This is a genomic window from Clostridium folliculivorans, assembly GCF_024341905.1.
In the GTDB taxonomy this organism is placed as follows: Bacteria; Bacillota; Clostridia; order Clostridiales; family Clostridiaceae; genus Clostridium_AR; species Clostridium_AR folliculivorans.
Genome location: NZ_BQXY01000003.1, coordinates 552,477 through 565,622 on the forward strand (window position 1 = coordinate 552,477; position 13,146 = coordinate 565,622).

Annotated in this window: 10 protein-coding genes; 1 reads left to right on the forward strand and 9 read right to left on the reverse strand. The window is 31.3% G+C overall.

The features are described from left to right. Nucleotides 1-93: 93 nt before the first annotated feature. From rhaB to OCU55_RS12790, 7 genes are all read right to left on the reverse strand, one after another. Nucleotides 94-1,494 (reverse strand): rhamnulokinase, encoded by a 1,401-nt coding sequence (gene rhaB, locus OCU55_RS12760; RefSeq protein WP_261852693.1) that lies wholly within the window; start codon nucleotides 1,492-1,494, stop codon nucleotides 94-96. Between the two features lie 247 nt (nucleotides 1,495-1,741). Next, a complete protein-coding gene (gene mmsB, locus OCU55_RS12765) occupies nucleotides 1,742-2,953 on the reverse strand; it encodes a multiple monosaccharide ABC transporter permease (protein ID WP_261852694.1) in 1,212 nt (403 codons plus the stop codon). Then, nucleotides 2,954-4,489 carry a multiple monosaccharide ABC transporter ATP-binding protein gene (gene mmsA, locus OCU55_RS12770; RefSeq protein WP_261852695.1) on the reverse strand — a complete coding sequence of 512 codons (1,536 nt, stop codon included), beginning with the start codon at nucleotides 4,487-4,489 and terminating at the stop codon, nucleotides 2,954-2,956. Nucleotides 4,490-4,593: 104 nt separating this feature from the next. After that, nucleotides 4,594-5,691, reverse strand: a complete 1,098-nt coding sequence (gene chvE, locus OCU55_RS12775) for a multiple monosaccharide ABC transporter substrate-binding protein (protein WP_261852696.1) — start codon at nucleotides 5,689-5,691, stop codon at nucleotides 4,594-4,596. A gap of 174 nt (nucleotides 5,692-5,865) precedes the next feature. Next, a complete protein-coding gene (locus OCU55_RS12780) occupies nucleotides 5,866-7,128 on the reverse strand; it encodes a response regulator (RefSeq protein WP_261852697.1) in 1,263 nt (420 codons plus the stop codon). Nucleotides 7,129-7,130: 2 nt separating this feature from the next. Continuing rightward, on the reverse strand, nucleotides 7,131-8,600 hold the full coding sequence (locus OCU55_RS12785) for a sensor histidine kinase (RefSeq protein ID WP_261852698.1): 1,470 nt from the start codon (nucleotides 8,598-8,600) through the stop codon (nucleotides 7,131-7,133). Between the two features lie 3 nt (nucleotides 8,601-8,603). Next, nucleotides 8,604-9,572, reverse strand: coding sequence for a substrate-binding domain-containing protein (locus OCU55_RS12790; protein ID WP_261852699.1), 969 nt, complete (start codon nucleotides 9,570-9,572; stop codon nucleotides 8,604-8,606). A gap of 329 nt (nucleotides 9,573-9,901) precedes the next feature. Here OCU55_RS12790 and OCU55_RS12795 point away from each other — a divergent pair, with 329 nt between their 5' ends. Next, entirely contained in the window at nucleotides 9,902-10,279 is a 378-nt protein-coding gene (locus OCU55_RS12795; protein WP_261852700.1) for a CBS domain-containing protein, read from the forward strand. Between the two features lie 140 nt (nucleotides 10,280-10,419). Here OCU55_RS12795 and OCU55_RS12800 read toward each other — a convergent pair whose 3' ends face one another. Beyond that, nucleotides 10,420-11,391: an AraC family transcriptional regulator gene (locus tag OCU55_RS12800; RefSeq protein WP_261852701.1), complete on the reverse strand. Its 972-nt coding sequence runs from the start codon at nucleotides 11,389-11,391 to the stop codon at nucleotides 10,420-10,422. Between the two features lie 264 nt (nucleotides 11,392-11,655). After that, nucleotides 11,656-13,140, reverse strand: coding sequence for a glutamate synthase subunit beta (locus tag OCU55_RS12805; protein WP_261852702.1), 1,485 nt, complete (start codon nucleotides 13,138-13,140; stop codon nucleotides 11,656-11,658). Between the last annotated feature and the right edge of the window lie 6 nt (nucleotides 13,141-13,146).

Sequence of the window (13,146 nt, forward strand, 5' to 3'; positions counted from 1 at the left end):
TTCCCTAAAAAAACATATTCTATTTTTTGCACAGTTTTTAACACAGTTTAATTTATATAAAGCTACATTTTAATAACTTTAAATATCCAAAATCTAAGGTGCATAGTTCTTTATCTCGAAAGATTTTGCTATAAGTTTTCTTGCTTCTTCAAGGTTTGCTATCTTTTCGTAGCTTAGAAGCTGAGCAACTATGTTTCCGATAGCAGTAGCCTCTACCGGTCCTGCCAATACTTCTTTTTGAGTTACTTTTGCAAGAAGTTCATTTAGAAGTTCATTTTGGCATCCACCACCAAAAACATTTATTCTCTTATATTGCTTTTCAAATATTTCTTCAAGCTCTTCAATTGATTCTTTATAGCTTGAGCTTAAGCTGTTATAAACACAGTAAGCAACTTGTCCAACGGTTTCAGGGACTTGTTGATTCGTTTCTCTGCAGTAACATTTTATTTCTTCAATCATGTTTTCTGGATTTAAGAATCTATCATTATTAACATCTATGATTGAACTAAACTCTTCCGATTCCCTAGCCTTTATAACTAGTTCTGCAAAGGAATACTTATTTTCATAATTTCTTCTTACCTCTTGTATTATCCAAAGTCCCATTATGTTCTTTAAGAATCTAAATCTATAGTCTATTCCACCTTCATTAGTGAAGTTATAATTCATAGATTGAGGTACGCATATTGGAAAGTGATTCTCCACTCCCATCAGCGACCATGTTCCTGAACTTAGGTACACACTGTCATTATCATTACATACTGAAGCTATAAAAGCTGAACCTGTATCATGAGTAGCAGGAAGTATAACCTCCATATCAAATCCAAACTCTTGTACTAATTCTTCTCTAAGATTTCCAAGACTAGCCTTAGGAAGCCTTATCTCTTGGAATATTGATTTATCAATTCCAAGCTGCTCTAAAATTTTATGATCCCAAGTTCTATCGAAAGAGTTTACCAGCTGTGTGCTTGTAGCGTTTGTATACTCATTTGCTTTTACTCCAGTTAAGAGGAAATTTAAGTAATCAGGAACCATTAAAAATGCCTTTGCATTTTCTAAAACATTTGGCTTTTTATTCTTAATTGCCATTAACTGATATATTGTATTGAATCTTTGAAACTGTATTCCTGTATAAAGATAAAGCATATCTTTAGGAATTGTCTCAAATACTTCTTCCATTATCCCTTCAGTTCTATCATCTCTATATGCAACAGTATTTCCTAGAACTTTATCTTGTCTATCTAACAGAACAAAATCTACTGCCCAAGTATCTATTCCTATACTTTTAGGTAATTTCCCAATTTCTTTACACTTATGAATTCCATTCTTTATCTCTTGGAATAGACCTTTTAGATCCCAGCAATATTCATCATCTATTTTTCTTATTCCATTTTCAAACCTATAAACTTCTTCTATCTTCATTTTTCCATCTTCAATATATCCTAAGATGTGTCTTCCGCTAGAAGCCCCAATATCAATGGCTAAATGATATTCCATAATTTATCCTCCTTAGCTTCGAAATCATTTACACAAGTAAATTATAGTCGCCTAAGCGAGCTAATATAATGTCTACGTTTGTATAATTTATTATCCTTATTTGCACTTTCTTTATAAAATTCAATCTATTATAAAATACCTTCTTAATTCAAGCTTCAAGTTATTGTAAAGAATCTTCTATATTAGGTTTTATATCTTTATAAATAGAAAAAGGAGAGCATACACTCTCCTTTTAACTCTAACAAATCTATCTCTTCGATTTTGAAAATACATCAAAAGCAACTGCCATCAACAAGACAAATCCTTTTATCGTCATCTGCATGTCACTTCCAACACCCATTATAGACATACCATTATTTAATACACCCATTACTAGCGCACCAATTATAGCACCTATTACTGTACCTACTCCACCATAGGCAGAAGCTCCTCCTATAAAACAAGCTGCAATAGCATCAAGTTCAAAGTTTGTTCCTGATTGAGGTGCTGCTGCATTAAGTCTTGAAGTAAAGGCTATACTGGCTACTGCACTTAATACTGCCATATTTACATATGAGAAGAAAAGTACTCTATTTGTATTTATTCCTGAAAGCTTTGCTGCCTTCTCATTTCCACCCATAGCATAAAGATATCTTCCTTGAATAGTATTGTTTGCAAAGAAAGAATATACGAATACCAATACACCAACTATAACAAATATAACTGGAATCCCCTTATATTTTGCAAACCAATAAAATACTAAATTCGTAGCTACAACTACTAAAGCAATTTTACCAATCATAACATATAAAGAATTACTTTCATATTCATTCTTTTTACTTGCAGACCACTTCTTTGCCTCTAAAAATATATAAACTATAGAAATTATAATTCCAGCTATAATTGCTGTTAGGTTCAAAGCCGAAGCTCCTTTAAAAATATCTGGTATATACCCTCCACTTAACTTTTGAAAACTTTCTGGGAATGGAGATAAAGTAAGTCCTTTAAGCATTGTAATTGTAAGTCCTCTAAATATAAGCATACCTGCAAGGGTTACAATAAATGCTGGTATTCTTACATAAGCTATCCAAAATCCCTGCCATATTCCAATTATTAAACCAGCTACTAGGCAGAATACTATGGCCAACCATATATTCATTTTCATACTTACTATAAAGGTTCCAAGTAATGCGCCTATAAAAGCACACACTGATCCAACAGAAAGGTCTATATTTCCTCCAGTTAAGATACACAAAGTCATACCAATTGCTAATATGAATACATAGCTATTTTGAAGTATTAAATTAGCTACATTCATTGGAACCAAAAGTATCCCATTAGTTAAAATCTGAAATATGATTATAATAACTACCAATGCTATAAGCATTGCATATTGTCTTACATTACTCCTGAAGGTACTTTTAATTCCATCTAATAAGTTGTGCTTAGTATTATCTCCAGATTTTTGAACTGTTTGCATTTATATAACCTCCCTATTGCTATTCATTATGCATTTCATTATCGACTCTTGAGATGCATCTTTTTTATCTAGCTCGCCTACTATTTTTCCATCATTAATAACATAAATCCTATCGCAAACACCTAGTATTTCAGGCAATTCAGAGGATATGAATATAACTGACTTTCCACTATCCGCCAAATCATTTATAATCTTATATATTTCATACTTTGCTCCTATATCTATTCCCCTTGTTGGCTCATCTAAAATAAGGACATCAGGTTCAGTAAATATCCATTTACTAAGAACAACTTTTTGCTGGTTCCCTCCTGAAAGGTTTCCTACATCCTGTAATATAGTTGGTGTTTTTATATTAAGCTTTTGCCTATATTCTTCAGCAACTTTTGTCTGCCTTGATTTATCTATAACAAAATTCTTACTTATCTTAAATAAATTAGCTATAGTAATATTATTTTTTATATTATCTATTAGATTTAAACCTGCTGTCTTCCTATCTTCTGTAGTATAGGCTATACCATGTTCTATGGCCTGTCTGATGCTATTAACAGTAATTTCTTTACCATCCTTAAATATTTTCCCTGTTATATGGGTCCCATAAGCCTTTCCAAAAATACTCATAGCAAATTCTGTTCTTCCTGCTCCCATAAGACCTGAAAGCCCAACGATTTCGCCTTTTTTAACTTTTATATTCATATCCTTGATAACTTTTCTTTGCGGTATCAATGGATCATGTACATTCCAATCTTTAACCTCAAAAACTACATCTCCAATATTAGAAGTATGTTCTGGAAATCTGTGAGTAAGATCTCTTCCAACCATTCCTTTTATTATTCTATCCTCACTTATATCACCGTTATTTTCTAAAGTCTCTATAGTCGCTCCATCTCTTATTACTGTTACCCTATCAGCGACCTTCACAACTTCATTGAGTTTATGAGAAATAAGTATTGAAGAAATACCTTCTTTCTGTAATTCTAATATTAAGTTTAATAGATGATCTGAATCTTCTTCATTTAAAGCAGCAGTAGGCTCATCTAATATTAAAAGCTTAACATTCTTAGCTAAAGCCTTTGCTATTTCTACCAACTGCTGTTTTCCTACACCTATATCTATAATCTTTGTATTAGGATTTTCATTAAGTCCTATCTTATTAAGCATTTCTGCAGCTTTATCTTTTGTTATGCGCCAATTTATAAAATTATTTTTTGCTCTTTCATTACCTAAAAATATGTTTTCAGCTATTGATAGATATGGTATTAATGCTAGTTCTTGATGAATTATTACTATCCCCTTCTTCTCACTATCCTTTATATTAGTGAATCTGCATTCCTGTCCTTCATATATAATGTCCCCTGTATAAGTTCCATAGGGATATATTCCACTTAGGACATTCATTAAGGTAGATTTACCAGCCCCGTTTTCACCTATAAGAGCATGCACTTCTCCTTTTTTTACATTTACATTTACATTATTTAAAGCCTTAACCCCTGGAAAGAGTTTTGTTATATCTTTCATTTGAAGAATATAATCCTCCATCTTTTTCCCTCCCATATCGATACTTTTCTTTCTGCTGTCATAATATGTTTGTAAAGCCGAGCACCTTAGCTTTGTGCTCGGCTAAACTTATTGTTTATATTTTACTATTTTAAATCTGCTTCTTTATAATAACCACTATCTATAAGTATTGTTTTATAGTTTGAAGCATCAGCATAAACTGGATCGCATAGGAATGATGGTACAACCTTGCTTCCATTGTTATAAGTCTTTGTATCATTTACTGCAGCTTCCTTACCTTGTACTAAACTATCAACCATCTCAACTACTTTTGAAGCAAGAGTTCTAGTATCTTTGAATATTGACATAGATTGTTGCTTATTTATCATAGCTATTACATTTGGCTTATCGCAGTCTTGACCTGTTAATACTGGATATGGCTTATCACTAGTTCCATAACCAGCATTCTTTAGGGATGCAACTATACCTATTGCTAAACTATCATTTGGAGAAAGTACTACATCAAGCTTTTTGTCTTTTGCATAGTTAGCTGTAATTAAGTTATCCATTCTTGCTTGAGCCTTAGCTGAATCCCAGCCTTGAATTGCAATTTTAGTAAAATCTTTTTGTCCACTTGCGACAACTAATTTTCCATTGTCAATATAAGGTTGTAATATGCTCATAGCACCATTAAAGAAGAAAGTCGCGTTATTATCATCTGGTGAACCACCAAATAGTTCTATATTAAATGGACCTTTTCCATCCTTTAAGCCTAGTTGCTTTTCTATATATTGTCCTTGAATTACTCCAACCTTGAAGTTATCAAATGTTGCATAATAGTCAACATTAGGTGTCTTCATTATCAATCTGTCATAAGCTACTACCTTTACGTTGTTATCTGCTGCTTTCTTAAGAACATCTGTCATTGCTGATCCGTCTATTGCAGCTACAACTAAAACCTTACAACCTTTTGTTATCATATTTTCTACTTGTTGAGTCTGAGTATTTACGTCATTGTTAGCATATTGAAGCTCTACCTTGTATCCTTTTGCTTCTAGCGCTGATTTCATGTTTGATCCATCTTGATTCCATCTTTGAAGTGATTGAGTAGGCATAGCTACTCCAATTAACTGTTTGGTGGAAGTCGCTGCGCCTGTGTCTGTAGCTTTTGTCCCCGAATTACCACAACCAGCTAAGGTTGCCATTAAGCCTAAAGCTAAAAGAGTAGTAAGTACTTTTTTCATTTATTATTCCCCCTTGAAGTTTATTTTGACCACAGACTCATTATAGTTTTTGAATACGTTTAACTAAAGGTTTTTACTTGCTTTTCACTGGTAAACTCTTGCGCAGATTTTTACAGCAAAAAAACACCCATATGGTAGTGTTATTTTAAATACACTACTATATGGGCTTATGTCTTATTTTCTAAATTCTGTAGGACTTCTTCCTTCATACTTTTTAAATACTTTACTAAAATAATTTGGATCATTATAACCAACAGAGAAGCAAATCTCTTTTATGCTTATAGAATTATCCCTAAGGAGCTCCTTAGCCTTCTTTATCCTAAGAATATTTATATAATCTGAAAAATTATAACCTATAATCTCTTTGAAAGTCCTGCTAAAGTAATAGCAACTAAGGTTGAATCTAGCTGCAACGGTATCAAGATCTAATTCTTCCACCATATTTTCAACTATATACTTCTCTATATCTTTAAAAAGTACTGATTTACTACTATCCATATTGTGATTATTTTCATTCAAATTGTCTTTTATATTTTCTATATGAATAATGTTATTATCACCTCTTTTTTCTAGTGAAGTAATGGCTTCTTTATATGATGTATGCATCGCTGCAAGACCGCTATAGCACCTTCCTATTCCTACATTTATGGATATATCAAATATTCGTTGTACATCTTTTCTTATATCTACAGCTAATTTTACTATAGTAATCTTTTTATCTTCATCACTATTATCTACTGGAGCCTCAATAAAATATACTAATTCTTTAATAGACTTGTACGTTCCTATTGCTCTATACTTTAAGTTTATATAGCCTTTTATATATTCTCCAACCTTGCTTTTAACTTGATTGTTAAATAGCTCTGTGTTGTTTCCTTCAAGTTCTATTACCATTGAACATGTATTTTCAAAGCTTAAATTCAAGTAATTCTTATACATCTGCTCATCAATAGCTTCAAATGTATTATTTAGTATATAGTAACTCAATTCATTTTCCATAACTGAAATTAAATTATTTAGCTTTTCAGCATTTTCTATTTCGCTTTTTCTTTTTGCTTTTTCTTTATCTACACATGCTACTGCTTTTCTGATCTTTTCAATCAGCTCTGTTCTTCCGAAAGGTTTTAGTATATACTCTTTGACATTATTTTTCACAGCCTCTACTGCAAAGTCAAAATAGTCATATGCAGTCAATATAATAAAGTAAGTATTAGGGAGTGATCTCTTTATCTCTTCAATAGCTACTAACCCATTTATACCAGGCATTTTTATATCAGTAATAACGATATCTGGTCTAGCCTGTTCTGATATCTCAATAGCTTCTCTTCCATTACGAGCCTCGAGCACTTCTAATTTATCACCAAACTCCCAGCTTAGGATACTTATAATAGATTCTCTTTCATACTTTTCATCATCAGCAATAAGAAGTCTTACCATGTCTACATCAACACCTTTTTAGGAATTTTTAAATAGATTTTTGTTCCTAGCCCCTTTTTACTTTCTATGGCGAATAGATTTTTCTCATCATATAGTAACTCTAACCTATTAATTGTGCTCCTTATCCCCATTCCAGTAGTATGTCCTATATGCTCACTAGAATTATCTTCTGAGCTTAACTTACTAAGAGTTTCTTCATCGATTCCGCAGCCACTATCTTCAATAAGCACAATTGTATAACTTCCTTCTTCGTATATAGTTATTCCTATATTTCCACCATCTTCCATTGGTTCTATACCATGTATAAAAGCATTTTCTACAAAAGGTTGAAGAGTCATTCCTGGGACCTTTACTTTTGTTAAATCAACCTTTAAATCTAATATAAAAGTAACTCTTTCATCATAGCGAACCTTTTGTATGAATATATATTGCTTTACTACATCTATTTCTTCCTTTAATGTTGCATTTCGTTCCATCATTGTTAAGCTATATCTCAAAATTCCTGATACAGACTTTATAAGTTCTTCTGTGGTAGAAGCATTTTCTTTTATTGCTGTTTGATTTATACAATTTAAAGTATTAAATAAAAAATGTGGATTTATTTGGGATTGAAGCACTTTTAATTGACTTAACTTTAGTGCATTTTCATATTTTAAAATAGTAATCTCATCATCTATTACTTTTCTTTCAAGCTCAGCATTTCTCTTCAGTGAATTTATATATACTTTTATATTCTTAATCATGCTGTTGAAGGCCTCTGATAACAAATCTAATTCATATATATCAGTCTTTTCTCCTCCTACCATCTCGAAATCGCCATTTGAAACCTTTTTTGATGCCTTTACCAGTTGCCTCAATTTTAAGCTTATATTTCTAATAAAAAAGAGCGTTGATAATATGCTCATCAATAGTGCCGCTGTAATATATAGCATTATAATCTTATTTATAATACGTTCTTTAACTTCATAGCTTTTATATAAGGTATCATTATAACTAATATAGCTATCCGTTAAATTAGTAATATAACTATTACAATAAGTCTGAATTTCCTTAGTAGAAACATAATGCTCATAATAAGTATCAATAGACCCTCTATTGTCATAAAGCTCTATTGTCTTCTCTCCTTCAGCTCTATAACTATAAAGAGTATTTATTAAATCTCTTAAAATATATTGGCTTTCAACATCAGAAATCTCTTTAAGGGAATTTACCTTATTTAGTGCTTCATTTAAATCTTTTCTATAGTCATTTCTACATTGAGTATTATTGGTTTGTATGTATTTATTAAAATTATCAGATGCCTCATTAAGTAGATTTTTTATTTCGTTTATATTGTTCAATTTACTTAGCATAATAGAATAATTCTCATTTATTTTTCTATTTGTAAGTACTGCAGTAATATTACTTGTAGCTAATGGAATTATAATAATGAGAGCAAAAATAATGAATTTTCTTCTTAAACTATTTTTCATTCTCTACTCTCCCTGCTTTTTCTTATATTCATTTATATTATTTTTATCAACTACTTGTACATCTGTTAAGTTTACCTTATCCACTTTCTTACCTTTAGATATATCCATTATCATATTTACTGCATTGTATCCCATCATATATGGTCTTTGTACAATAGTGGAAGAAATTACTCCTGATTCGATAAATTGTAAGGTTTCAGGCAAGTCATCAAAAGCAACAATCTTAACTCTCCCTACAAGTCCAAGGCTTGATACTGCTTTAGCCGCCCCTACTCCATCAAGAGCCGATGTACAAAATAGAGCTTTTATATTATAGCTTTTAGTTAGTATTTTCTTAGCTGCAAGTTCTGCTTCAAGTAGATATGAATCAGAAGATTCAACACTAACTATATCTATCTTTGAATTACTATTTATATAATCTTTAAAGCCCTGTACTCTTTCTTTTTGATTTGTTACGTCTTTACCACCTATAACTATACCGATATTTCCTTCGGTTCCAATTTGCCTTATCATTTCCTTGGCACCTTCAGTACCTGCACCGATATTATTTGTGCCAACGTACGCTAAACGTTTACTTTGCTCTGCATCTGAATCTATCGTAATAAGAGGTATTCCATTGTCAACAACATTATTAATTACAGAGTTATATTTACTTTCCTCCTGCACATATGTAATTATTCCACTTACCTTAGCAGCATACGCCATATTGATAAGTTTAAGTCCTTCATCAACATTAGCATAATCAGGTCCCTCAACCTTAACAACAGCATTTCTTTCCTTCGCAGCCTTTTCCGCCCCTGCCTTTATATATTGCCAATATGGATTTGACTTCACATGGCAAATAAGTACTATTTCTGGTTTTATTTGCTCTTTAACATTGGTAGGTTCTTTAAAAATTCCAAAAAGGATAAAAGTGAAAATTCCAAAAATTAAAATTATTGTTATATATCTCAGATTATAAAGGTTCTTCATTTCTTTCCCCCTTAATTATAACTCCTAATTTACATTTCTATGGTTTAATATACATGATTATTATATAATATATTACAAAATATGTATATTAAAATTATAACTTCTTATCAATATATTACCAGTAATTATTTGCTGTAATTTGTGGCTATTCTAACATCAAATTGTTGTAAATTTTATCTTATCCTTTTAGCTTAATTTCACCCCAGTGCCTTAACAGTACCAAATATATAAAGAGAATTATTATTTTCTAAATATTCTGAATCTATGTTTTTTAATGTAGTTTTTTGTAGTAAAATAAAAATATAAACATATTTGAGGGAGATGATATCATGAACATTAGTAATCTATTAAAACCTAATCCTATTACTTTAAAAGTAAACGATGACATAGATAAAGCTTTAAAACTTATGGATGAGTTTGATTTAAATGGTATGCCAGTAATAGATGATAACGAGTCTTTAGTTGGAATGGTGGTTAAAGCAGATATATATAGATTCATGGTAACCCCAGGACACTATGAAGATTGTCCAGTTGAATGGGTTATGTCAAAATTAATAATTTCAGCTCAATCTAATGAAGATCTTATTGTTGTCGCCAAACGTTTAAGGAAAAATAATATTATTTCCATGCCAGTGGTGGAAAACGAAAAGCTAGTTGGAACTATAACCATTGAAGATTTATTAGATTACTATATTGGATTAGAATAAATTTTAAAATAATAAGGCGCTGTTAAAATACCATGTTGAAATTAAGTAGTTAGTCATCCGATGCTTTAATTCAAATAGCTCGCTCATATAGCATCTCCTGCATAACCGCTTAATTTCAATAATATTCTTATATTAATTATCTAGTCCTCGTGTAGCTTCTTTCCTCTATATTCCTTAGGTGTAACTCCATACTTTCCTTTAAATATCTTATAAAAATAAGTAGGATTCTCATAACCTACTAAATCTATTATTTCAACTATAGAATACTCAGTAAGCTTTAATAACTCTATTGCCTTACTTAACTTTTTCTCTTGAAGAAGCTCTTTGAAAGTCATTTTTGTATGCTTTTTTATTAGTTTGCTAATTTTATAATGTGGCTGATTTAATTTTTTAGCAAGTTCAAATAAATTTGCATTCCTATAATATTTATCAATATATTTGAAACTTTGAATTATAAGGAGCTTATCATAATTATTAGCTGAATAAGTTTCAATATCCTTAGATCTCTTCACTAACTCAACTAAGAGTAATCCTACTAATAGCTTAATTGTTGCTTTACTCATAATAGAAGGTTCATAAAGTTCTGTTATTATTTTTTCTGCAAGCTCTTGTATATAATTTTTATCAGCTACTTTAAAGTATAAGTACTCTCCTTCACTATAATCCTTATATAAGGTGGTTAGTAAAAACTTACTTATTAAGCTTTCATCCTCTAAAAGAGTTATTATATAGTCAAAAAACTCTGGCTTGATTATAAAATTTATTATTATATCCTCTTCTTCAGAGGCTTCTATTTCATGTGTTATGTATTGATTTAAAAAGATAAACTCCCCTTGTTTTAAAGTAATTTTTCTATCATCTATATTCTGTGTCAACTGTCCCTTATAAACATAATTAAACTCTATGTAATTGTGTTTATGCTTAGGAAAATGTACAAATCTAGTATGTCTTCTTATATCAATTAATTCTCCTGTTTGTAGGAGTTTTCTGCTATCTACTATAAATTCACCGTTATCAGTATATAAGCTTTTATTAACATTTTCTTCTCCATTTAATATCTTTTCTTCTTCCTCTGTCAATGCTATGAGTCTTTGATATATATCTTCTCTCATAGTTTCCTCCTAAAAACTTTGTCTTATCTCATTTCATTATAACATGTTTATAAAGATGAACTACTTCGATCCGAAATCTATTTTTAAAACTCTCACGGGTTCTGGTTAGAGAATTTAAAAATATAAATTCTAATACGAAGTAGTTCATCAATTCAGTGGAATAGATATTAATGCCTTCTAGTTACACCTAAAATCCCTTTTAATACTTACCTTGTCAACAATAAAAAATACCACTTCAAAAAGTTATGAAGTGGTATTTTTATATTAAACTAAAGTTGTATATCCTTCTAAGAACTTATCTACTTCTCTTGCACAAGCTCTTCCTTCATTTATAGCCCATACTACAAGACTTTGTCCTCTTCTAACATCTCCACAAGCGAAAACCTTGGATACATTAGTTTGGAATTTTCCGTACTGAGCATTTACATTTGTTCTTCCATCAGTTTCTACTTCAAAGCCATCAGTTACATACTTCTCAGCTCCTACAAAGCCCATTGCAAGTAGTACCATATCTGCTTTCCAGATCTTTTCACTACCTTCAACTTCCTTTGGAACAAAAGCACCATTTTCGTTCTTTTCCCAATTTACATTTACTGTTTTTACTGCAGTGAGGTTGCCTTCTTCATCACCTATAAATTCTTTTACTGTGATTAAGAACTCTCTAGGATCCTTACCATTCAAATCAATAAATTCTTCTTGACCGTAGTCAACCTTATGAATTCTTGGGTATTGTGGCCATGGATTAGCATCAGTTCTTTCTTCCGGTTGCTTACCCATAATTTCAAATTGGACTAAGGAATTGCAGTTATGTCTTAGACTTGTGGCAACACAGTCAGTTCCAGTGTCTCCTCCACCTATTACAATAACATCTTTTCCTTCTGCAGATATATAATTCTTATCCTCTAAGTTTGAATCTAAGAGGCTCTTTGTTGTTGATTTAAGAAAATCTACTGCATAATGTATTCCCTTAAATTCTCTTCCCTTTGCCTTTAAATCTCTAGGATTTGATGAACCACAAGCTAAAACTACAGAATCATACTTTTCTAAAAGTTCCTTAGAGTCAACATTAACCCCAACATTTGCATTTGTTACAAAGCTTATTCCTTCTTCTTTCATGATATTCACTCTTCTATCAATTACAGCCTTATCAAGCTTCATGTTAGGAATACCATACATCAAAAGTCCGCCTACACGGTCATTTCTTTCATAAACAGTAACGTTATAGCCTCTTTTATTAAGTTGATCTGCACAAGCAAGTCCAGCTGGTCCAGAACCTATTATTGCTACATTTTTGTCCAATCTTACTTTTGGAGGATTAGGCTTAATTAGGCCTTCTTCAAAAGCTCTCTCTATAATAGATCTTTCATTTTCTTTTATAGAGATTGCTGGTCCATTAATTCCAGCAGTACAAGCTGACTCACAAGGTGCTGGACAAACTCTTCCTGTAAATTCTGGAAAGTTATTAGTCTTTAGAAGTCTTTCAATAGCTTTCTTCCAATTTCCTTTGTATATTAAATCATTCCATTCTGGTATAAGATTATTAACAGGACATCCAGATACCATTCCATTTATCATTATTCCTGACTGACAGAATGGTATACCACAGTCCATACATCTAGCCCCTTGAACTTGTTGTTCCTCTTTGGAAAGAGGAGTTACAAACTCGTTGTAATCTTTTAATCTTTCCTTTGGTTTTTTCTTAGCTGCAACTTTCCTATCATATTCTAAAAAACCTGTTGGCTTTCCCATAATACT